Origin of the sequence: Pseudomonas sp. SBB6, from assembly GCF_024213215.1 — a bacterium.
Taxonomy (GTDB): Bacteria; Pseudomonadota; Gammaproteobacteria; order Pseudomonadales; family Pseudomonadaceae; genus Aquipseudomonas; species Aquipseudomonas donghuensis.
The window spans coordinates 63,165-85,141 of record NZ_JANAVH010000006.1; the positions used below are offsets into that span (position 1 = coordinate 63,165).

At 61.4% G+C, this 21,977-nt stretch carries 21 protein-coding genes and 5 tRNA genes; 12 read left to right on the top strand and 14 right to left on the bottom strand.

The genetic code is table 11. The annotated features are described in order from the left end of the window. Positions 1-35: 35 nt before the first annotated feature. The gene (gene tig / locus NLX68_RS13790; protein ID WP_254284456.1) at positions 36-1,349 is read right to left on the bottom strand and encodes a trigger factor; all 1,314 of its coding nucleotides are present in this window, start codon (positions 1,347-1,349) and stop codon (positions 36-38) included. 271 nt (positions 1,350-1,620) lie between these two features. Next, a complete protein-coding gene (locus NLX68_RS13795) occupies positions 1,621-1,923 on the bottom strand; it encodes a DUF6388 family protein (protein ID WP_254284457.1) in 303 nt (100 codons plus the stop codon). A 191-nt stretch (positions 1,924-2,114) separates the two neighbouring features. Between NLX68_RS13795 and NLX68_RS13800 the strand changes: the two genes are divergently transcribed. Together NLX68_RS13800 and NLX68_RS13805 are read left to right on the top strand one after the other, a co-directional pair. Beyond that, a complete protein-coding gene (locus NLX68_RS13800; RefSeq protein WP_302056200.1) occupies positions 2,115-2,648 on the top strand; it encodes a sigma-70 family RNA polymerase sigma factor in 534 nt (177 codons plus the stop codon). Further along, on the top strand, positions 2,645-3,601 hold the full coding sequence (locus NLX68_RS13805; RefSeq protein ID WP_254284458.1) for a FecR domain-containing protein: 957 nt from the start codon (positions 2,645-2,647) through the stop codon (positions 3,599-3,601). The genes NLX68_RS13800 and NLX68_RS13805 overlap by 4 nt, the downstream gene beginning before the upstream one ends. 7 nt (positions 3,602-3,608) lie before the next feature. On the opposite strand, the gene NLX68_RS13810 is transcribed toward NLX68_RS13805, so the two are convergent. From NLX68_RS13810 to NLX68_RS13860, 11 genes are all read right to left on the bottom strand, one after another. Then, complete coding sequence (locus NLX68_RS13810; protein WP_254284459.1) at positions 3,609-4,376, bottom strand: ATP-binding cassette domain-containing protein; 768 nt, start codon at positions 4,374-4,376, stop codon at positions 3,609-3,611. 1 nt (position 4,377) lies between these two features. Further along, positions 4,378-5,388, bottom strand: a complete 1,011-nt coding sequence (locus tag NLX68_RS13815; protein ID WP_254284460.1) for an iron ABC transporter permease — start codon at positions 5,386-5,388, stop codon at positions 4,378-4,380. Then, the gene (locus tag NLX68_RS13820) at positions 5,385-6,215 is read right to left on the bottom strand and encodes a hemin ABC transporter substrate-binding protein (protein ID WP_254284461.1); all 831 of its coding nucleotides are present in this window, start codon (positions 6,213-6,215) and stop codon (positions 5,385-5,387) included. Before NLX68_RS13820 ends, NLX68_RS13815 begins: the two co-directional genes overlap by 4 nt. Next, on the bottom strand, positions 6,212-7,132 hold the full coding sequence (locus tag NLX68_RS13825; protein ID WP_254284462.1) for a ChuX/HutX family heme-like substrate-binding protein: 921 nt from the start codon (positions 7,130-7,132) through the stop codon (positions 6,212-6,214). The genes NLX68_RS13820 and NLX68_RS13825 overlap by 4 nt, the downstream gene beginning before the upstream one ends. A 25-nt stretch (positions 7,133-7,157) precedes the next feature. Beyond that, the gene (locus NLX68_RS13830) at positions 7,158-8,078 is read right to left on the bottom strand and encodes a ChaN family lipoprotein (RefSeq protein ID WP_254284463.1); all 921 of its coding nucleotides are present in this window, start codon (positions 8,076-8,078) and stop codon (positions 7,158-7,160) included. Positions 8,079-8,089: 11 nt separating this feature from the next. Next, complete coding sequence (locus tag NLX68_RS13835; RefSeq protein ID WP_254284464.1) at positions 8,090-10,501, bottom strand: TonB-dependent receptor; 2,412 nt, start codon at positions 10,499-10,501, stop codon at positions 8,090-8,092. Between the two features lie 208 nt (positions 10,502-10,709). Beyond that, positions 10,710-10,794: transfer RNA gene (locus tag NLX68_RS13840), tRNA-Leu, on the bottom strand. Between the two features lie 53 nt (positions 10,795-10,847). After that, positions 10,848-10,923: transfer RNA gene (locus tag NLX68_RS13845), tRNA-His, on the bottom strand. Positions 10,924-11,007: 84 nt separating this feature from the next. Then, a tRNA-Leu gene (locus tag NLX68_RS13850) sits at positions 11,008-11,092 on the bottom strand. 53 nt (positions 11,093-11,145) lie between these two features. After that, positions 11,146-11,221 (bottom strand) — tRNA-His (locus tag NLX68_RS13855). A 41-nt stretch (positions 11,222-11,262) separates the two neighbouring features. Further along, a tRNA-Arg gene (locus NLX68_RS13860) sits at positions 11,263-11,339 on the bottom strand. A 284-nt stretch (positions 11,340-11,623) separates the two neighbouring features. Between NLX68_RS13860 and folD the strand changes: the two genes are divergently transcribed. The 4 genes from folD (at position 11,624) to NLX68_RS13880 (ending at position 15,560) form a co-directional block, all read left to right on the top strand. Next, positions 11,624-12,478 (top strand): bifunctional methylenetetrahydrofolate dehydrogenase/methenyltetrahydrofolate cyclohydrolase FolD, encoded by an 855-nt coding sequence (gene folD / locus NLX68_RS13865; protein WP_254284465.1) that lies wholly within the window; start codon positions 11,624-11,626, stop codon positions 12,476-12,478. 244 nt (positions 12,479-12,722) lie between these two features. Then, a complete protein-coding gene (locus NLX68_RS13870) occupies positions 12,723-14,258 on the top strand; it encodes a hypothetical protein (RefSeq protein WP_254284466.1) in 1,536 nt (511 codons plus the stop codon). An 81-nt stretch (positions 14,259-14,339) separates the two neighbouring features. Beyond that, on the top strand, positions 14,340-14,798 hold the full coding sequence (locus NLX68_RS13875; protein ID WP_254284467.1) for a hypothetical protein: 459 nt from the start codon (positions 14,340-14,342) through the stop codon (positions 14,796-14,798). Between the two features lie 24 nt (positions 14,799-14,822). After that, the gene (locus tag NLX68_RS13880) at positions 14,823-15,560 is read left to right on the top strand and encodes a hypothetical protein (RefSeq protein ID WP_254284468.1); all 738 of its coding nucleotides are present in this window, start codon (positions 14,823-14,825) and stop codon (positions 15,558-15,560) included. A gap of 5 nt (positions 15,561-15,565) precedes the next feature. Here NLX68_RS13880 and NLX68_RS13885 read toward each other — a convergent pair whose 3' ends face one another. Continuing rightward, entirely contained in the window at positions 15,566-16,363 is a 798-nt protein-coding gene (locus NLX68_RS13885; RefSeq protein WP_254284469.1) for a hypothetical protein, read from the bottom strand. A gap of 232 nt (positions 16,364-16,595) precedes the next feature. Here NLX68_RS13885 and ctlX point away from each other — a divergent pair, with 232 nt between their 5' ends. The 6 genes from ctlX to NLX68_RS13915 all read left to right on the top strand — a co-directional run bounded on the left by ctlX (position 16,596) and on the right by NLX68_RS13915 (position 21,974). Then, positions 16,596-17,513, top strand: a complete 918-nt coding sequence (gene ctlX, locus NLX68_RS13890; protein ID WP_254284470.1) for a citrulline utilization hydrolase CtlX — start codon at positions 16,596-16,598, stop codon at positions 17,511-17,513. A 20-nt stretch (positions 17,514-17,533) separates the two neighbouring features. Beyond that, positions 17,534-18,580 carry an ornithine cyclodeaminase gene (locus NLX68_RS13895; protein WP_254284471.1) on the top strand — a complete coding sequence of 349 codons (1,047 nt, stop codon included), beginning with the start codon at positions 17,534-17,536 and terminating at the stop codon, positions 18,578-18,580. 248 nt (positions 18,581-18,828) lie between these two features. Then, a complete protein-coding gene (locus tag NLX68_RS13900; protein ID WP_254284472.1) occupies positions 18,829-19,608 on the top strand; it encodes an ABC transporter substrate-binding protein in 780 nt (259 codons plus the stop codon). A gap of 75 nt (positions 19,609-19,683) precedes the next feature. After that, positions 19,684-20,409 (top strand): ABC transporter permease, encoded by a 726-nt coding sequence (locus NLX68_RS13905; RefSeq protein ID WP_010224629.1) that lies wholly within the window; start codon positions 19,684-19,686, stop codon positions 20,407-20,409. After that, positions 20,406-21,119 carry an ABC transporter permease gene (locus NLX68_RS13910; RefSeq protein WP_254284473.1) on the top strand — a complete coding sequence of 238 codons (714 nt, stop codon included), beginning with the start codon at positions 20,406-20,408 and terminating at the stop codon, positions 21,117-21,119. The genes NLX68_RS13905 and NLX68_RS13910 overlap by 4 nt, the downstream gene beginning before the upstream one ends. A 3-nt stretch (positions 21,120-21,122) precedes the next feature. Continuing rightward, positions 21,123-21,974, top strand: coding sequence for an ABC transporter ATP-binding protein (locus NLX68_RS13915; RefSeq protein WP_254284474.1), 852 nt, complete (start codon positions 21,123-21,125; stop codon positions 21,972-21,974). Positions 21,975-21,977: the final 3 nt, after the last annotated feature.

Consider the following 21,977-nt stretch of genomic DNA (forward strand, 5'->3'; position numbering starts at 1 on the left):
GCTGGCTTGTGGTGTTTTCCTACGAAGCAGGTGTATTACTCAGCGTCGGCAGGTGCCTGGGCTGGCTTGACAGCTTCTTCGTAAGAGACCGATTTGTCGGTCACAGTCGCTTTCTGCAGAACAGTATCCACAACTTGTTCTTCCAGCACAACCGAACGGACTTCGTTCAGCTGCTGGTCGTTCTTGTAGTACCAAGCCACGACCTGCTCAGGCTCCTGGTAGGCCGAGGCCATTTCCTGGATCATTTCGCGAACGCGGGCGTCGTCTGGCTTGAGGTCGAATTGCTTGACCACTTCGGCGACGATCAGGCCCAGCACGACGCGGCGCTTGGCTTGCTCTTCGAACAGCTCGGCCGGCAGTTGCTCAGGCTTGATGTTGCCACCGAACTGCTGAACGGCTTGAACGCGCAGGCGGTTCACTTCGTTTTCCAGCAGGGCTTTCGGCACTTCGATCGGGTTGGCAGCCAGCAGGCCGTCCATTACCTGGTTCTTGACCTTGGTCTTGATCGCCTGACGCAGTTCACGCTCCATGTTCTTGCGAACTTCGGTGCGGAAACCTTCCAGGGTTGCTTCCTTGATGCCGAACTGGGCGAAGAACTCTTCGGTCAGCTCAGGCAGCTTTGGCTCGGCAACGCTGTTGACGGTCACGGTGAACTCGGCGGCTTTGCCAGCCAGGTCGAGGTTCTGATAGTCCTCTGGGAAGGTCAGGTTCAGAACGCGCTCTTCACCGGCCTTGGCGCCAACCAGGCCTTCTTCGAAGCCCGGGATCATGCGGCCGGAACCCAGCACCAGCTGGGTGCCCTTGGCCGAACCACCGGCGAACACTTCACCGTCGACCTTGCCGACGAAATCGATGTTCAGCTGGTCTTCGTTCTGGGCAGCGCGATCGGCGGCTTCGAAACGAACGTTCTGCTTGCGCAGCACTTCCAGCATGTTGTCCAGGTCGGCGTCAGCCACTTCGGCGCTCAGGCGCTCGACGGCGATCGAGTCGAAGCCGGCAACGGTGAACTCAGGGAATACTTCGAAAATGGCGACGTATTCCAGGTCCTTGCCCTTTTCGAACGATTTTGGCTCGACGGCAGGGGCGCCAGCCGGGTTCAGCTTCTGCTCGACCACGGCTTCGTAGAAGGAAGCCTGTACCAGGTCGCCGAAGGCTTCCTGACGGGCGGCGTCTTCGTAGCGCTGACGGATCACGCTCATCGGCACTTTGCCAGGACGGAAGCCTGGGACCTTGGCACGACGGGCAGTCTGTTGCAGACGCTTGTTGACTTCGGTCTCGACGCGCTCGGCCGGAACGGCGATGGTCATGCGGCGCTCGAGAGCAGAAGTATTTTCAACAGAAACTTGCATGGATATTCCTCGTTGCACAGACGTTAGCCGGCGATACCCGACTCCAGAATCAAGGGCAAGCATTCTAGTGGCTCAAAGGCCAGAAGTCACCCCGTTCAAGACGACGGGAAAGCACGCCGGTCCATTTCATTCAAAGACCCCGGCAAAAACCCCGCCGAGGGCCGCTCAACACACACAGGCCCTGGCCTGGACCCCACACGTGAACGCATGACGATCCAGCCCCGGGGCTGCAGAAAATATTGTCAAAACACTACAAAACCGAGTCGCCGCATTACGGCGCCTCCTCGATGATGTCATTGAACGCGCAATACTCTTCCCACTCCATCCCCAGCGCCTCGGCCGCTTCGCGGTGCACCTCAAGGCGCATGGCCGCAAGCTCCTCGGGGGACTCGGCGATCAACTGCAAGGTCAACTCCCAGGGTTCCAGCCCCTGCTCCTGCGCGGCATCCTCAAAGGCCCAGAGGATCTGCTGGGCCTGCTCGTGCTCGCTGAGCGCGGCGATCTCCTCGCGCATCTGCGGATGGGCCTGGAGATAGCGCTGCAGGGCAATGGCCTGACGTTCGGGTGAAATCATGGTGCTCTTCCTTTTCGCGACCGCAAACCCGGCCACTGTTTCAACCGGCTGAAATCTATCAGCTTTTGATCGCTTGTCACTAGCCATGCGCGATCAAGTGGCAAGTCAGTTTCAAGCCCGCCACAAAGACACTAATGACAATCATTAACATTTGATAATTAGTCTCGCTATACTGCGCTCCCGAAACCCCGATGCCGATCTCGCTCCCGATGGACACCCGCCACTCTCCAGCCACGCTCAACACCTGCCTGAGCACACTCTACAACGACCATCACCGCTGGCTGCACCGATGGCTGCGAAACCGCATCGGCTGCCCGGAACATGCCGCCGACATTGCCCAGGACACCTTCCTGAGCATTCTCAGCTCCAAGGACCTGTTCAGAATTCGCGAGCCGCGCTCGTTCCTGTCGACCGTGGCGCGGCGGCTGATGGCCAATGTCTATCGCCGGCGCCTGGTCGAACAGGCGTATCTGCAAGCGTTGGCCAGCCTGCCCGAAACAGTGGAACCCTCACCCGAAGTCCGCGTGCTGGCACTCGAAGCACTGGCCTTGCTCGACCGCATGCTCGACGCCTTGCCGGGCAAGGTCCGCGAAGCGTTCCTGCTGTCGCACCTGCAGGGTTTGAAGATCGCCGAAATCGCCGAGCGCCTGCAGGTCAGCAGCCGCTCGGTGAAGCTCTACCTGGTTCGAGCCAACCAACACTGCTTTTTTGCCGACCTGTCATGAGCCCTTCTCCATTCAATCCGCGCACCACCCGCGAAGCTGCACAATGGCTCACCGAAACCATGGAAGGCCGGCTCAGCCCCGAGCAGCAGCAAGCGCTGGAACACTGGCGCGCTGCCCATCCGGATAACGAACGCGCCTGGCTGCACATCGAAGCGCTACGCCGAAGGATGGCCGGGCTGGAGCCGCAGGCCGGCTACAAGAGCCTGTCCCTCGGCAAGCGGAGCAGTCGCCGACAAACGCTGAAAACCCTGGCGCTGCTCGGCCTGTTCGGCTGCGCCGGGCAACTGGCCTACCGCAACGTCTGGCGCCCTAGTCAGCCCCTGACCTACAGCAACGGTGCCAGCGCGCCGCAGCACATTACCCTGGAGGACGGCAGCCAGCTGACCCTGGATGCCGACACCGAGGTAGCAGTGCAGTTCGATAGCCAGCAACGCCGCATCGAGTTATACAGCGGGCGCGTGCTGATCAGCAGCGGACACCCGCCGGACGCCGCCCAACGGCCACTTGGCGTGGCCACGCCGCAGGGCCTGGTGCGGGCCTTGGGGACGCGCTTTTGCGTCGAACTGCAACCGGGCCTGACCCAGGTCGCGCTGTTCGAAGGGGCGATCGAGGTGCGCACCGAGCAGTCGCCAGGCAGCACCCTGCGCCTGACACCGGGGCAACGCGCCCGCTTCACCCCGACGCGCATCGAGCCGGCTACCGCTGACCAGGCCGAGCCGGCCTGGAGCAAGGGCTTGCTGGTGGCTGACAACATGCGCCTGGATGCCTTTGTCGAGCAGCTCAGCCGTTATCGGCCAGGCCTGCTGCGCTGCAGCGACGAGGTTGCCGCGCTACGTATCTCTGGCGTCTATCCGCTGGCCGATACCGATGCGGTGCTCGACGCCCTGCCCCATTCATTGCCGCTGCAGGTGCAGCGACGTTCGCGCTACTGGGTGACCTTGAACGCTCGTTAAGCACCTTTTACGGCGCCAGCTCGATGCGCACCTGGTGCCGGCCCATCGGGCTGACGTGCACCTGGGCGGCAAATACCTGGGCGATACGTTGCTCGCTGAGCACCTGGGCTGGCGCACCACGGGCACAGAGCCGGCCGTTTTCCAGCAACCACAGGCGATCGCAATAACGCGCCGCCAGGTTCAGGTCGTGTAGCACGCACACCACGGCAATCCGCGCGGAGCTCGCGAGCTTGCGCAAAACCCGCATCAGGTTCTGCTGCTGGCCGATGTCCAGGGCACTGGTGGGCTCGTCGAGCAACAGCAGGCAACCCTGGCCATCAAGCCAGGCGTCAGTCGTGGGGCTGATTGCCAGCTGGTTCATGGCCCGGGCAATGGTCACCCGCTGCAGCTCGCCACCGGACAGGGATAACACCCCGCGCCCCAGCAGATGGCGGATATCCAGGGCGTCGACAATGCCCGCGCAGGGCTCACCTGGATGCTGCTGACCGAGGCGAATGAACTCATCGACCTGCCAATCAAAGGCACTGTCCATCTGCTGGGTTACCAGGGCCCGCCTGCGCGCCAGTTGTCCGGGCAGGTAAGCAGCCAGCTCACGACCCAGCAATTCGATGCGCCCGGAATCTGGCTGCAGGTAGCCAGAAATCAGCGAAAGCAGCGTGCTTTTACCTGCGCCATTGGGACCGATCAGCCCGAGCAGCTCACCGGCCTTGATCTGCGCATTGATGGGTGCCAGGGCAAACGGCTGTTCCAGGCTGACATTGATCAGTTCAAGCATCTCAGAACTCCCGCACCTTGCGACCGAGTAACAACCAGAGAAAATACGGCCCGCCAATGATGCTGGTGACCAGGCCTACGGGGATTTCCGCCGGGCTGGTCAGGCTGCGCGCCAGGGTATCGGCCACCAGCAGCAGAATCGCGCCGCAGAGCATCGAAGCCGGAATCAGCAAACGATGGCCCGGGCCGAAATACAGGCGCAGGCAGTGTGGCACCAGCAGGCCGATAAAACCGATGATGCCGCTCAAGGCTACACACAAGCCCACCCCCAGCGACGAAGCCAGGACCACGCGACTCTTCAACCGCTCGCCATCCAGCCCGGCAGCGTGGGCAGACACGTCCCCCAGCTGGAACAGGTCCAGGTCAGCGGCGCAACGCGCCAACACCCACAAGGCCAATGGCAGGACCAGGCAGGCCACGGCCAGGGTCGACCACTCGGCGCTGCTCAGGCTGCCCATGCCCCACAGGCTCAGTTGGCGCAACTGTTCTTCGCTGGCGAGGTAGGTAAGGATGCCGCCCACAGCGCCGGTCAGGGTATTGATCACCAACCCCGCGAGCAGCAAGGTAATGGTCGACTCACGCCCCTTGTAACCACGACCGATACGGAAAATCACCAGGGTCACCAGCAAGGCACCGATGAAACCGGCGAGAAACTGCCCATAGCGCTCCAACCCGGCAAAGCGGCCATTGAACAGCACCACCCAGATCGAAACCGCAAGCCCCGCGCCGCTGGCTTGGCCCAGCAGCGTCGGGTCGGCCAAGGGGTTGCGAAACAGGCCCTGCATGGCTGTGCCGCCAGCGGCCAGGGTCGACCCCACCAGCACCGCCAGCAGCAACCGAGGCAGGCGCACTTCACTCCACACCTGCCACTCCAGCGCGCTTGGCAGCTCGCCGAGCAGAATCCGCGGCGACAAGCCGATACTGCCGACCAGCGAGCACATAGCCAGCATCGCGCACAACCCTGCCAGCATCAGCACCAGGGTCGGCAACGAGACATTCCCGGCGCCCTTCATGGGAACAGCGCTCCCGCGTCCTGACGCAACTGCAACATGGCCTGCACCGTACGCGGCCCGAGGTTGAGCAGCGCCTGGTCATCGACCAGCACCAGGCGCCGATGCTGTCCGGCGGGAGTGTGCGCCAGGCCGCCGAGCTTCCACAGGTTGTCTTCACCGCCCAATGCTGCCAGCCCGGCCTTGCTGACAATGACGAAGTCCGGTGCCAGCGCCACCATGGCTTCCGCTGCCACTTGCTTATAGGCATTGAAGCCAGCGCCGTTTTCGATACCGGCCTGCTCCAGCGCGGCCTGGGCTTCGGTACCACGCCCCATGATCAACGGCGTCATGCCGGCACGGTTGAAAATGAACACCGCCTTTGGCCCTTTCAATGCCGGCATCGTTGCCAGCGCCGCCGCTAGCTGGCGCTGCTCATCGAGCAACGGCCGAGCCTGTGCCTGGCGATTCATGGCCTGTGCAACCTGCTCGATCTTGCCCGGGATATCGCCAATACCCTTGCCTCGGGCGACGCTTACGACCTCAAGCCCGAGACCGCCGAGTTGGCGCAGTACGCTAGTCGGGCGGGCGGCATCGCTGATCAGCAGCCGTTGCGGCTTGAGGGTCAGCACGCCTTCTGCCGAGAGTTGGCGCAAGTAGCCTACCGATGGCAGGCTGGCGATGGCTTCAGGATAACGACTGGAATCATCGCGGCCGACCAGGCGCGAGGTGCCGCCCAGGCGATCGACGATTTCCGCCAGGTCATTGCCGATCACCAGGGTGTCGGCGGATTCGGCCTGTACGGTCATTGCCGTACACGCCGCCAGCAGGCCGAGGAGCAAACCCTTCATCGCGCCGCCTCCAGAGCATCCAGCCATTCACGCCAGGCCAACTGCTCAGGCTGCCCCGCCGGGCGACGGGCGAACACCTGGACGATCAGACGCTGCTCGGCGTCAAAAAACTCAAGGCTGGTGACGCCACCGACCTGGTTAGGCTTATAGACGCGCCAGATTTGCGCATCCGGCGCATCGGCGATGCTGAAGCCGGTAGGCGCCGCCTGTTCACTGGCGGGCATATCAAACAGCAGCTCAGTGCCCGCCTCGCTCATGCCCGTCAATCGGCCCGTAAAGATCTGCACGCTACCGGCACTGTAGACGAACAGCATCAACTCCAGTGCGCTAGCAGCCAATTGCCGGAACACCGCGACCGGGCTGGTTTGCGCCAGTTGCCGGGCGAACTGCGGCGCCACCAGGGCGTTGCCCTCGAAGCGGCTCAGGCCGTGGCGCTTGAGCAAGGCAAAGTGCTCATGGACGTTGGCCATCGCCGCCCACTCCTCGACCAGGCCGGGCACTTGCGGATTGCGCTTGCTGAAGGAAGGTTGCACGCTGAAATCGGCCGGTTTCTCGACGCACTGTCCATACAGCGCTGCCCAACCGGCCAGTGACGATTGCTCTGTCGAGGTCAGGCACAGCAGCAGTTTGCCGTGGCGATCGAAGACCCTAAGGCCGTAGACACCCACCTCAGGATCAAGCGAGATGCCGACCCAGTGCCAGGCGCGCAGGTTCAAGCGCAGATCCAGGCCGTCCGCGCCAATCACCAACCCCGCTTCGCTGATGTCGTCGGACTGCGGATAACGGCCCAGTTGCTCGATCGAGGCGTGGCTGGCCGGTGTGCGGGTGCGCACCGGGCCCAGGGTATGCAGTTGGGCGGCCACTTGCACGGCGGGCAGGTCCAGGCACTTGAACCCGGTATCAGTCAGTTGAGTCATGGATAAATTCCTTGTAGTGAAGGGTTCAATGGGCGGGCTGATCGCAGCCGCCCGCGTCGGCAACCAGGGCGGCACCGTCGGCATTCTCAGCTGGCAGCAGCCAGACATAGTCGGCATCCCGGGTCGTCAGGCTATGGCCCTGCTCGCTGATCACCAGCACTTTCAGCCCCGGATCACTCGCGCCTTGCGCCAGGTACTGCGGGGCACCCAGGCTTTTCAGCGTGTGCAGGACACCGGCGAACAACAGCCGGGGCGCTTCGGCGCTATCGAGCACCTGCGCCATGCGCAGGTCGCGGGCCTGCTGGATCGCAAGCAGACCGTTCATGCGCACGGCATCGATCTGCCCGCAATGCATCTCTTTGATGTACTGGCGCTGGCGTGCGGCAATGTCGGGTGACGGGAACAGGCCGCCAGGGTCCTGTACCGCTGCCGCCATCAAGCGCTTGCGCTCAGCGGCCGGCAGGTTGCCGGCCAACAGCGTGGACGGCGCCGTCATCAGGGCCTCCATCAGGGGGCCGTACTGCTCCCAACTCCAGCGCTCGTCCCAGTGGATGATCTGTTTCAGCCGCTGGCTGCGCACCTGGTTGCCCTGCCCCAGCCAGGCCTGGACTTCATTCACCGGGCGCTGCCGCTCACTGTCGAGCATTTCCAGCACCACCGCGCCCTGGGGCCGACGCTGCGCCAGGTGAGTGGCCAGCCATTGTTCGATCAGGTGATGGGCGAAGTTGTCGTGCACTTCGCCGACCATCACCGTCTGGGCCGGCGCCAGCTCATCGAGCAGTTGAGTGGGCGAGATCTGCTTGCCACTGCCCAGCTCGATGATCGCGCCCCATCCGGGAATGTGCGATTCGACCCGGGTGTAGGCACTGTCGGCCACCGGCGCATTGACGCTGGCGCAACCCGCAAGCAGTGCCAGCCCCATCCCTATAAAGGAAGACTTGAACATACAGGGTCCTGTCAGTATTCGAGGGTGAAGCCGAACGAGGTCGTGCGGCCACGACCGTTGCCTTGGTCCATCACCGCCGACATCAGGTAGTCCACCGAGGCGCTGTTGTTGTAGACCTTGTTGCCGACGTTCTCGACGTTGAAGAACAGGCTCAGGTTGTCCTGCACCCGGTAGCTGCCATACAGGTCCCAGATCACGCCGGTGGCGTTGGATTTTTTCGTCTCATACCAGTCCCAACTGGTTTCCGACGGCCCGGCGTATTCACCACGGGCACCCAGCACCAGGCGCTCATCGAACCAGCGGGTACCCAGGTCGAGGGTCCAGAAGCGGTCCGGCTGGCTGTTGATGTCCTCCAGCTCGATGCCGGAGGTGGTCGGCGATTTGGTCGTGGCCTTGGTCCACGACAGGTTGGCGTAGAAGAAGCCGGCGTCGTAGCGGCCTTCCAACTCGTAACCGCTCATGCGCACTTCTTCAGGCCAGTTGACCCAGTTCATCTTCGCCGACTCTTCGCCGTCGTCATCGAGGATGTCGAACGACTGCGGCGTGATGTAGCCATCGATCTTGCTGATGAAGCGGTTGATCTTCAGTTGCCCGTAGTCGGCGTCGGTGAACAGCCCGCTGCGACTGAAATTGACCCCGAACTCGTAGTTGGTCGAACGCTCCTGACGCAGGAACGGGTTGGCACCGACACCGTCGGCGTCGCTGGCATCGGCCTCCAGTGGCACTTTCTCGAAGAACATTTCCTGCACCCGCGGCGCCCGCGAAGTGCGCGACCAGCTGCTGTAGAGCTGCATCCAGTCGTAAGGTCTGACGGCGAAACCAACCCGTGGGTTGAAGCTGTGTTCGCGGCGGGTAATGTCTATGTCGCCACCGTCGATACCGCGGCACTGGCCAATGATCGAGCACTTGGGCACATGACCGCTGACCTTGTAGCCGTCGTAATGACCGGCCAGGGTCAGGGCATAGATGTCGTAGTTAAACTCCAGGGTGCTGAACAGGCTGTGGGTGGCCTGCTTGCCCTCGGGGTTGGCCCCGCGCTTCTCCGGGGTCTGGGCGACGAAATCATCGGTGTAGTAACGCGCGCCATTACTCCAGCTCGCCTCTACCGGCCCGAGGTTGAAACGGCTGACGTTGGTCAGGTCGAAGCCGTGGGCATCGTCACGGGTCTTGCGACCGATGTAGTGGGAGTCTTCTACCGGCGGATACTCCAGCTCGGTCTTGTTCTGGTAGGCATTGACCGTCAGGTTCAGCCATTCGCTGTAGGGTGTATAGGCGTACTTGGCGCGATAGGTCTCGTTATCCAGCTGCCAGGGGTAGTTGTGATAGAACTCGTTGCGGTACTTCACCCCACTCAGGTCCAGGCGATGCATGTCGTTAGGCTGCAGGCGCAGCTTGAGCAAGCCGGAGCGCGGGTTCTGCTTGGTGGTGTCGTATTCGTTGGACTGGCCATTGGTGGTCTTGTACTCGCCGGTCTGGGTACTGCTGACTGCCGCGACCAAGCCGTAAACGCCCTCGACATCTTCCGGGCGGGTACGGGCACCGGCGGCGAATATGCGGGTATTGCCGTAGCCATTGTTACCGGTGCGATAGGTCGTACGCAGACCTACGCGGTGGTCCGGCTTGACGATGTCATCGATATCGAAGGTACGAAAGTTCGCCGAGCCGCCCAGGGTATTGGCACCTTCGGCGCCATCCACCGAGCCACGCTGCACATCCACCCCAGCCAGCAGGTTGGCGTCGACAAAAGCCATCGGCCCGCCCGAACCGTGGCCGGCGTTGTTACGGAAGGTTTGGGTGACGCCATCGATCATGGTATTGACCCGGCCCAACCCGGCCAGGCCGCGGATGTTCACCGACACCCCCGGCTGGCTGCGCGAATGCAGGGTATAGGTGCCCGGTATCGAGCGCACCACGCTGTTGAGGTCCTGGCGCTCGGCATGCACCTCGCGGCTGCTCTGGATCGCCCCGGGCCGTTCAGCCAAAGCGCCGACCATGGTCGGCCCGACCTCCAGGGCACTATCGCTGCACTCGTTCACGCGCAGCACATAGGTGCGATCCTTCAGCCGCTCGACCCACAGGCCGGTGCCCATCAACAACAAGTCGAAGGCTTCCTTGAGCGTGTAATCGCCACTCAAGCCTTGGGTGCTGCGATTTTCGCCAAGCTGCGGATCAAAGGTGAGGGTCACCCCTGCAGCCCCAGCCAGTTGATTCAAGGCAGGTGCCAGCGGGCCTGGCGGAATGTCGTAAGGCTTGCGCAACGGCGCTTGCTGGGTCGCCACCCTTTCAGTTGCATATGCCAACGACCAGCCGCTGCACCCGCCCACCAATGCCAGTGCGGCCAGCGCACTGCACGCAACTTTCCATGCACCGCTTTTGTTGTTGTGCTGCAGCCGCTGAACGGCGGCCGGCTGTGTGCTCTTCACGAGGCGCTCCCTTGCAGATGAAATGATCTTGCAAGGGAGGTCACGCGAAGGAATGGAAAAGGGAAATGAAAATCAGTTTTATCTGAAACTATTTTCTATTTGGCGAAAAAGTAGCCGCAGGCGTCAAACCCCAGATACGAAAAAAGCCGCACAAGGCGGCTTTTTCGAGGCTTTCAGGCGCTTCAGCGAAGGGCGGTGAAAGCGTGGATGGTGCGGACGAAGAGACTCGAACTCTTACAGCTTGCGCCGCTGGAACCTAAATCCAGTGTGTCTACCAATTTCACCACGTCCGCATGAAGCGCTTAAAACAAAGGCGCCAGATTTTCATCGGGCGCCTTTGGGAATATGGGGTGGACGATGGGAATCGAACCCACGACCACAGGAATCACAATCCTGCGCTCTACCAACTGAGCTACGTCCACCATATTGCATTTGCCGCTGTGCTTGTGTCAAAGCTACCTGCTGGCACATTCACGCACTTCAGCGAAGGGCGGTGAAAGTTTGGATGGTGCGGACGAAGAGACTCGAACTCTTACAGCTTGCGCCGCTGGAACCTAAATCCAGTGTGTCTACCAATTTCACCACGTCCGCATGAAGCTTTTAAAGCAAAGGCGCCAGATTTTCATCGGGCGCCTTTTGGAATATGGGGTGGACGATGGGAATCGAACCCACGACCACAGGAATCACAATCCTGCGCTCTACCAACTGAGCTACGTCCACCATATTGCATTTATCGCTTTACTTGTGCCAAAGCTGCCTATTGGCGCACCCGGCAGGACTCGAACCTGCGACCATCCGCTTAGAAGGCGGATGCTCTATCCAGCTGAGCTACGGGCGCATATTTAATCTGCTTTCTGTTACGATTACAAATTAACTTTAGCCGTACTGAACAAGCTAATAAATCTGCTCATTCTGCCTGACCTTGCTAACCAGTGCTAGGCTCTGCCCGACAAGTGCGACGAATCTTATAGACGAGCGAAAAGGTCGTCAACTATTTTTTGAAAAAAATTCATTTTATTTAAGGGCTTAGGGCAATTGCCGGACCAAGCGCCTTTGCCCTCGGCCCCCTTCATGCGAGAATGCGCGCTCTTTTTATTCCCTCTCGATGGTTAATCACGCGTCATGACTGCACACCTTATCGACGGCAAGGCGATCGCCGCCAGCCTGCGCCAGCAGATCGCCCAACGTGTCGTGGAGCGTCGCCAGCAAGGCCTGCGTACGCCTGGCCTGGCGGTGATCCTGGTCGGCACCGACCCCGCTTCTCAAGTCTATGTCTCGCACAAGCGCAAGGATTGCGAAGAGGTCGGCTTTATCTCCCAGGCCTTCGACCTGCCCAGCGATACCACGCAGCAAGCGCTGACCGAGCTGATCGATCGCCTTAATGATGACCCGAACATCGACGGCATCCTCCTGCAGCTGCCGCTGCCGGCGCACCTGGACGCCTCGCTGCTGCTCGAGCGCATCCGCCCGGACAAGGACGTCGACGGTTTCCATCCGTATAACGTCGGCCGCCTGGCCCAGCGTATCCCGCTGCTGCGCCCGTGCACGCCAAAAGGCATCATGACCCTGCTGGAAAGCACCGGTCAGGACCTGTACGGCATGAACGCGGTTGTCGTCGGCGCCTCCAACATCGTTGGCCGGCCGATGGCCATGGAACTGCTGCTGGCCGGTTGCACCGTGACCGTCACCCACCGCTTCACCAAGGACCTGGCCGGCCACGTCGGCCGCGCCGACCTGGTGGTAGTCGCCGCCGGCAAGCCGGGCCTGGTCAAGGGCGAGTGGATCAAGGAAGGCGCGATTGTCATCGACGTCGGTATCAACCGTCAGGACGATGGCAAGCTGGTCGGCGACGTGGTCTACGAGACCGCCCTGCCCCGCGCTGGCTGGATCACCCCGGTGCCGGGTGGCGTCGGGCCGATGACCCGGGCGTGCCTGCTGGAGAACACATTGTATGCGGCAGAAACGCTGCATAAATAAGGGTGTGGCCTCAACGCCCAGCGATACCAGGAAAAAGCCGCATTGCGCGGCTTTTTTCGTTTTCCTGCCCACAACACACGCGTCGCACAGCCCGAGGCTGCCTGGCACAGGGCTGTGCACCCAGCCTTCAATACGACGAATGAGGTTACTAAAGCGCTGTAACCGTTTGTATCCGTAACATTACTTATCCTGAATCTGAGGACTTGGGACTCTCGGGGTGTCGCAGCCATAGAAGGCGGCGACGGTGAACCGCTGCCAGCAGGTACGGAACCATCCGGCAGGCAATGCAGTGGTGAGCCTCATCCTTCCGGAGATTGCTCAAATGTCTAATGATCTGAAGCAAACGGTATACAGCGAAATCCAGCGTGCCGCCGCGCCTCTGGCGGCGAATCTGAACATGCCGGCCATGGTTGCGCTGGATGAGACCTTCCTGGGGGATTTCCCCTGGTTCTGGCAAAATGGCACCAACTTCAATGCCTTGACCTTCAACTGGCTTAATCGCCTCCTGGCCTACAACGAGGACGGCTACGTGGGTACCGATGGCACAGCGCTAACCACTGCGCTGTTCAACGTGCTCAACGCCACCTCCTACGTGCTGGACGCACAAGATGCAGCGGCATTGAACCAGGCGATCCTGGCCAACGCCACCACGGTCACCACGCTCATAACCGACTGGGCTACGAGCCAGGGACCGATTCCCTCGAGCTACACCAACCAGGCGCAGCAGCTGACCTATATTTCAGGGCAGGTTCTGTCCTGGGGGCCTGCAGGGCTCACCCTGCAGCAATTGCGCACCAGCCTGAACCCTACGGCGTTGCTGAGCCCACCGCTGGGTGGCGATCAAGTGGCCAATGACCTGATCACTTACCTGGCCAACACCAGCTCGGTGGCCAATATCCAGTCTGCGGTACTGTCATTCAACAACGAACTGCGCCAGGTCGTTGCCAACATCAGCCCGCAACCGCCGCTGACTGCCGTCAAACCGGGTTTCATGACCACCGTTGACGACAAAGGCGTGACCTCCATTGTCGTGGCCATGGATATCGCCGAGAAAGTCGCGCAGATCCAGAACAACCTCTTGCCTGCCTCGGGAACCGGGAAAAGCTTCTCGGCCAGCTTCAACGTGCAGAAGCAAAGCTCCAACACCGTACAGGTATCGGCAGAAGGGGGCGCTGCCGGCGTCGGCGACCTGCTCTTCTTCCTCGAATTCGCTGGCGAAGGAGGCAGCTCTTACAACATGTTCAGCGCAGACAGTTCACTGAGCGAGTGCGATATCACCCTCACGTTCAACGGTGTGACGACTGTTTCACCCACTTTTACCGCGTACGACATCACGTCTGGCCAGGGCTGGTGGTTCCCCGAGCCGATCACCGAGGCGGTAAATGGAAGCAGCGACCAGAGCGGGTATCGATTCGCGCCCAGGCCCACCTACGATTTCGGCGTAAATGGCACCTTTGGCGCGATTGGTCGGCTGATGATCGCACAGCAACCGGTAATGACGCTGACCTATACCACAGCGAACTACCAGGACTTCCAGGAAACCTTCCAACAGGAATCCGCCTGGGGTATCACCTTTCTCGGCATTCCCATTGCCGAGGGTTCGCAAAGCTACTACCACGCCACCACCGACTTCAACTCACAAACCAACACCGTGACCGTGACGATGACCCCTGTCGGTACCACTGCACCAGTGGCCAGCACCGATCAGCTCGCCTCAGTGGTAGGGGTGCAGATGATCTGGCCAGGTGCCTCTGCCGCTCAGAACCGCGCCGCACTTTGACCCTGAACGGCTTGGGCCTGGCGGACTGCCTCCAGGCCCATCCACACTCTCTGTATATAACTGTGCACCGAAGGAACGGACATGAAGACTCGAAACCTGCTCACGCTGGCCGTTGCCGGCATGCTCTGCAATTCCCTGGCATTTGCCAACGTCGATATATTTCGTGCAGTTGATCGAAAAAACACCACCTATGCAAAAGTGGCAGATAGCCAATGGCGAATCGACCCCGATGGGCTCTCGACCTTCGAATTGCCCAATCTCAATGTGAACAACAAAGCTTGCAAGGTTCGCTTCACGGTGGTCGGAGTGGCTTCGAAGCCGGCGGCACACACCCAGGGCAACATCCTCAACATGGCGGGATACATTGGCGTCTACACGCCTGAGTATGGCGAGGGGCACTGGAGCATTACCAGAACGGCGGGCGCAGCGCTGCCTGCGGATATCACCGCTTATGTCCTTGGCAACAATGCGGCGTCGATCAACACCGGGTATACCGGCAGCAGTACGTCACAGTGCCTGACACCCGACGCGGCGAATTGAGCCAGGGGTTGAACCTTCCATCTTTTGCCCAAGGCTGAGTTTTGTACCATCCATACTCGAAGAGATGCGTACTTCGCATCTCTTCCTTTTTCAGGAGGCGTCATGGCCATTCTGCATTATTGTTATGTTTTCGATACCACGACGTTAAGCACCTTCGCAAACGAGACGCCCGAGCAGATCGTCGCGCACCTGCATGCTGACGCCGTTGCCGCAGTCGCTAAACAGACTCCGGCGTTGACCGAGGCTTTGACGGCACTGCGCTTCAGCCCTTCGTGGATCAACGGTGACCGCGAAGAAGCCGATGTTGCAGCAAAGCAATGGGTCATCTGCCTGCTTGCCCACTCACGCCAGGTGCCGTCATTGGGACGTGAGGCCGAGCCGCCTTATCACCTGATCCTCAAGCTGCTGCTTGAAGATGCAGGCTGGAGCAACGATAGCATCACATTGCTCCTGCATGGCGAGCCGCTCGGCACGCTGTTGACCTTTGCCGGTCGCGACGATTTGAAGCCATTGTTCAGCGGCCTGGAGGACAGGGGGGGCTGGCTCAGCCACGCACAGGCCTCAACCCTCCTGGCGCAGTTGGAGGCAAGCCGTGGCTACCTGCTCAATGAGCACGCCCGGCATGCGCAGATTCTGCATGATGTAACAATTGGCCAGGCACAGCGCATACCGGCATTGACCCTGGCCGCGTGGTCGCGGGCGCTGGAAATGCTCAACAGCCTGACCTCACCGCGGGAGTCATTGTTTCTGCTACTCGATTGAAGCTGTCAGTCCACCCGTAGAAAGCGTCGGGCAGACACGCAGATCAAAGACGCTATCTCCTGCTGCGCGGCAATCACATTGGTACGGGGTGGGTGATCATACTGCCCCGCCCAAAGCAGTCTGCCGTCATTGCAACGGGTCAGTCTGGCGCTCAAACGCAACCTCTGATCGTCGAGGCGCAAGCGCGCGACGATCAGATAGTCCAAGGATTTGTTGCCATACGCTTCCAGTGCAATGACCACCTCGAAGGCCGAGGGAAAGTTAACGTAGGCGTGGTAAGCCAGCTCATCGGACAAGCCCTCTACAAACAACAATCCGTCCTGATCAGGACCAATACAGCAAACCTGTAGTCCGACACGTTGAATCCCGCTGGCAGACAGTTCACTCCAGGGTTGTTCTTGCAAGAACCGCACAACGTAACTGCCCAGTGGAATATCAAAACGGATGGGGTAGCGACGCGAGAAATAATGCTCTTTGAGCCGGTGTCGTAACCGTCCCGCCTGAACGCGAACGATGGGATCGTCACCCGGGTTGTATTCATTGGCATTACGATTGAATACCGCCAGACCAATGGCGTACTCGTTGAGGTAGGTCCCTTGCCCTTCAATACAGGTACGCACCAGATACGTGAGAAGCTGGCCTAGGCGTGCTGCCCGCGAGAAGCTGCTGGATGCCAACAATTCATCGAGTGCCTTGAGTATTGCGTTCTTTGCTTCTGGCGAGGCGGTAATGTCGATTTCCTGGACAACACCGCCATGCGATTCATCTGCACACCTATTGGCTGAGAAATCATCTGGAGTCATCACTCTTCCTGAGTTTGGCAATCGTAGCCCTCCCTGTACAAACGCCTGCACGTCCAAGCGCTGGCGAGCGTCGTGCAGCAGTTGAAACAGCAAGCCTGGATGGCGGCAGCAGAATCCGCTGGCAACCTTCCTATTTCAGCTTTACCGGCTGGACGCCCAGCGCGCTTCAGCCGGGATTTATCGCCCAGGGCATCGACAATAAGCACACAGCCAACCCCGGATGCGTGCCTCGATGCAAACAACAAATACAGTCTTGATGATCCGCCCGGCGCGGTTCGCCTTCAACCCGGATACCGCCCTCAACAACCGCTTCCAGCAAGCCCTGCTCGAGCCGGAGCAGGCACAGCAGAAAGCGCTGGAAGAGTTCGATGGTTACGTCGACACCCTGCGCCAGCACGGCGTCGAAGTGCTGGTGGTGCAGGACACCCCGGCGCCGCACACCCCTGATTCGATCTTCCCCAACAACTGGTGGAGCAGCCACGCTGACGGCAGCCTGGTGCTCTACCCGATGGAAGGCCAGAACCGCCGCTTGGAGCGCAGCAAGGGTGTACTCAAAGTGCTCGAGGAACGTTTTGCCGTTCGTCAGACCATCGATCTGAGCCCCCTTGAACAGCAGAGTATGTATCTGGAAGGGACCGGCAGCATGGTCCTGGATCGCGAGCACCGGATCAGCTACGCCTGCCATTCCGGACGCACCCACACCCAGGCCCTGCGCCTGTTCGCCGAACAGCTCGACTATCGCCTGTGCCTGTTCCACGCCGTCGACCGCCACCAGGCGCCGATCTATCACAGCAACGTGATGATGAGCGTCGGCCGCGGGCTCTCGGTGGTCTGCCTGCAGGCGCTGCCCGAGGCCGATGAACGCCGCGCCCTGGAGCATTCGCTGCGCGACACCGGCAAAGACATCCTGGCCCTGGACTTCGACCAGCTCGAAGGCTTCGCCGGCAACATGCTTGAAGTCCATGACAAGCAAGGCCAGCCGCTGCTGGTGATGTCGCGCAGCGCCTGGCGCTCGCTCAGGCCCGAACAATGCCGGCAGGTGGAGCAGCACAGCCATCCGGTGGTGGTGAACATCGACCACATCGAACGCATCGGCGGCGGCAGCGCGCGCTGCATGCTCGCAGAAGTGCACCTGCCCGTCCGTCACTGATTACAACAAAGGAGTTCATCATGACCCGCTATATCGACGTTACCGACCTCAGCCGCCTGGTGGTCCGCAAAGGCCTGAGCACCTGCATCAGCGAGATGGCCGAGTACATCCGTGAGGACTACCTGCGCTGGCACGACTTCGAAAAATGCGCGCGCCTGGCCAACCATTCGCCCGATGGCGTGATCGAGCTGATGCCGGTGTCCGACGCCAACCTGTACGCCTTCAAGTACGTCAACGGCCACCCGAAAAACACCCAGCGCGGCATGCTCACGGTGATGGCCTTCGGCGCTCTGGGCGACGTCGATACCGGCGCGCCGGTACTGCTCAGCGAAATGACCCTGACCACCGCCATCCGTACCGCCGCCACTTCGGCCCTGGCCGCCCGCTACCTGGCGCGCAAGGACAGCCGCAGCATGGCGCTGATCGGCAACGGCTCGCAAAGCGAGTTCCAGGCCCTGGCCTTCCACGCCCTGCTGGGCATCGACGACATCCGCCTGTACGACCTGGACCCACAAGCCAGTGCCAAGCTGGTGGCCAACCTCAGCGCCTTCCCGGCAATCAAGGTGAGCGTCGCCGGCTCCGTCGCCGACGCGGTGCGCGGTGCCGACATCGTCACCACGGTAACCGCCGACAAGGCCTACGCCACCATCCTCACCCCGGAAATGATCGAGCCGGGCATGCACCTCAATGCCGTCGGCGGCGACTGCCCGGGCAAGACCGAACTGCACCGCGAAATCGTCGAGCGCGCGCGGGTGATCGTCGAGTACGAACCGCAAAGCCGCATCGAAGGCGAAATCCAGCAAATGCCCGCCGGCTCGCCGACCACCGAATTCTGGCAGGTGGTCAACGGCCAGGTGGCCGGCCGCGAGAACGCCGAGCAAGTGACCCTGTTCGACTCGGTCGGCTTCGCCCTCGAAGATTACTCGGCGCTGCGTTATGTGCTGGATGTGGCCAAGGCGCTGGACATCGGCAGCGAGATCGCCCTGGTGCCGGAACTCAAGGACCCCAAAGACCTGTTCGCGCTGCTGCGCGCACCGGTTGAAAACCTGCAGAAAAAACGCGCCTGAGGCCGACCGATTCTGCTGCGCTACGGCGCGGCAGATCGGAAACTGCTGCATGCGAAGCCTAAACAGGAGGTTCTTCAGCCGATTCGGCTGCAATACACGCGTTAACAGCAAAATCCGGCAGCCAACGCCGGCGCAAACGACACAAAAAAAACGTCGTCATCGCGCATTCTGAGCCCGACCCGAGAATCACTGAAAGACCAGAAGCGCACCACTGCCCTACATCAACTATAAAACTCAGGGATACTCATATGACTTCGCTGCGAAAGCTCCTCAGCGTGCTGCTCCTGCCACTGTGCGCAAGTGCGGTGCAGGCCAAGGAATGGACCGAGATCCGTTTCGGCGTCTACCCCGAATACCCTCCTTTTGAATCCGTTGCCGCCGATGGCAGCCTGCAAGGCTTCGACATCGAGCTGGGCAACGCCATCTGCGCCAAGCTGCAGGTCAAGTGCACCTGGGTGCACAATGAATTCGACGGCATGATCCCGGCCCTGCGGGCACGCAAGTTCGACGCGATCATGTCTTCGATGGCGGTGACCCCGGCGCGGCAGAAACAGATCGACTTCAGCGCCCGGCTGTTCCTCAGCCCGACCTCGGTCATCGTGCGCAAGAACGCCGATTTCGGCGACACCCCAGAATCGCTCAAGGGCAAGCAGGTCGGCGTACTGCAAGGCTCGCTGCAGGAAGCCTACGCCCGCGCCAGGCTGGCGCCGCTGGGGGCCCAGGTCAAGGCCTACCAATCCCAGGACCAGAACTACGCCGACCTGATCAACGGCCGCCTCGATGCCACCCTGACCGACAAGCTCGAAGCGCAGCTGAACTTCCTCAGCAAGCCCGAAGGCGCCGACTTCAAGAGCGGCCCGGCGATCAAGGACCCGACCCTGCCACTGGATATCGCCATGGGCCTGCGCAAGAACGACAGCGAGCTCAAGGCCCTGCTCGACAAAGGTATCGCCGCGGTGCACGCCGATGGCACTTTCGCCGAAATCCAGAAGAAGTACGTCGGCGACCTGGATATCTACAACGAGTAAGCCGTGCCGTCGTGATCAGTTCGCCCTGAGCTGATCACGGTCGCATTTGCCCTGCGTCCTACCGAGATTTTTCCCGTGAACGACTTCCTTCACTCCCATGGCTGGCAGGCCCTGAGCTTGCAGGGCTTCGGCCCGCTGTTGCTGCAAGGGACCTGGATGACCCTGAAACTGGCGCTGCTGTCGCTAGCCCTGAGCCTGGCCCTGGGCCTGTTCGGCGCCAGCGCCAAGCTCTCGCGGCACACGCTGCTGCGGGTGCCGGCAACCCTGTACACCACCCTGATTCGCAGCGTGCCGGACCTGGTGCTGATCCTGCTGATCTTCTACACCCTGCAACTGTGGCTCAACGACCTGACCGACCTGCTCGGTTGGGACTACTTCGAGATCGATCCGTTTACTGCCGGGGTCATCACCCTGGGCTTTATCTATGGTGCCTACTTCACCGAAAACTTTCGCGGCGCGATCCTCAGCGTCCCGGCCGGACAACTGGAGGCCGCCACGGCCTACGGTTTGAGCACCGCGCAGCGCTTTCGCCTGGTGCTGTTCCCGCAACTGATGCGCTTCGCCCTGCCGGGCCTGGGCAACAACTGGCTGGTGCTGCTCAAGTCCACCGCGCTGGTGTCGATCATTGGCCTGGCCGACTTGGTCAAGGCTGCGCAGAACGCCGGCAAGTCCACCAACAACACCCTGTACTTTCTGATCATCGCCGGGCTTGTGTACCTGCTGATCACCACCCTCTCCAACCGCTTGTTCAAGCACCTGGAGCGGCGTTACAACACCGGCATCAAGGGGCTGGCACGATGATCGAACTCTTTGAGCAATACGGCCAGGCCTACCTCTACAGCGATGGCGCCGGGATGTCCGGGCTGGCCATGACCCTGTGGCTGTTCGTCATCACCATGGTCCTGGGGTTTTTCCTGTCGTTGCCGCTGGCCCTGGCGCGGGTGTCGCGCAGCCTGTGGCTGCGCTGGCCGGTGGAGTTCTACACCTTCGTGTTCCGCGGCACGCCGCTGTATATCCAGCTGCTGATCTGCTACACCGGCCTGTACGGGCTGGAGGTGGTGCGCGATCACGCCCTGCTCGACCAGTTCTTTCGCAATGCGCTGAATTGCACCCTGCTGGCCTTCGTGCTCAACACCTGCGCCTACACCGTGGAAATTTTCGCCGGGGCGATTCGCAACATCCCCCATGGCGAGATCGAAGCGGCCCAGGCCTACGGCCTGCATGGCTGGAAGCTGAACCTGTTCGTGGTGCTGCCCGCGGCCCTACGGCGTTCGCTGCCGGCCTACAGCAACGAACTGATCCTGATGCTGCATGCCACCTCGCTGGCCTTCACCGCCACCATCGCCGACATCCTCAAGGTCGCCCGCGATGCCAACGCCGCCACCTTCCTGACCTTCCAGGCCTTTGGAACGGCGGCGCTGCTGTACATGTTGCTGTCCTTCGCGCTGGTCGGGCTGTTTCGCCTGGCCGAGCGGCGCTGGATGGGCTTTCTTGTTCCTGCCCGAGGCTAACTCATGACCACTACCGTACACGCCCTGGCGACCGCCGAGCACACCCACAGCAGCCGCCCCACCCCGCGCATTGCCAGCGTTGCCGCCGATGCCACGGTCAAGCTGAGCGTCGCCGACCTGCACAAGCGCTACGGCGAGCATGAAGTGCTCAAGGGCGTCTCGCTGCAGGCGCGCAAAGGCGACGTGATCAGCCTGATCGGCGCCAGCGGCTCGGGCAAGAGCACCATGCTGCGCTGCATCAACTTTCTCGAGCAGCCCGATGCCGGGGTCATTACCCTCGACAACCAAACGATCGAAATGCGCCAGGGCCGGGCCGGTGCCCGGGCGCCGCACCCGGCGCAGCTGCAGAACCTGCGCACGCGCCTGGCCATGGTCTTCCAGCATTTCAACCTGTGGAGCCACATGACCGTGCTGGAGAACATCTGCATGGCGCCGCGGCGGGTGCTCGGGGTCAGTAGCCAGGAAGCCGAAGCCCGGGCGCGCAAGTACCTGGACAAGGTCGGTCTGCCGGCCCGCGCCGCCGACCAGTACCCGGCGTTTCTTTCCGGCGGCCAGCAACAGCGGGTGGCGATTGCCCGGGCCCTGGCCATGGAGCCGGAAATCATCCTCTTCGATGAACCGACCTCGGCCCTGGACCCGGAGCTGGTCGGCGAAGTGCTGAAAGTCATACAGACGCTGGCCGAGGAAGGTCGTACCATGCTCATGGTCACCCACGAGATGGGCTTTGCCCGTCAGGTGTCGAGCCAGGTGCTGTTCCTGCATCAGGGCCGGGTCGAGGAACAGGGAAGCGCCGAGATACTTGACCAGCCGCAGAGCGAGCGCCTGCAGCAATTTCTTTCCAACCGTTTGAAGTGAAGC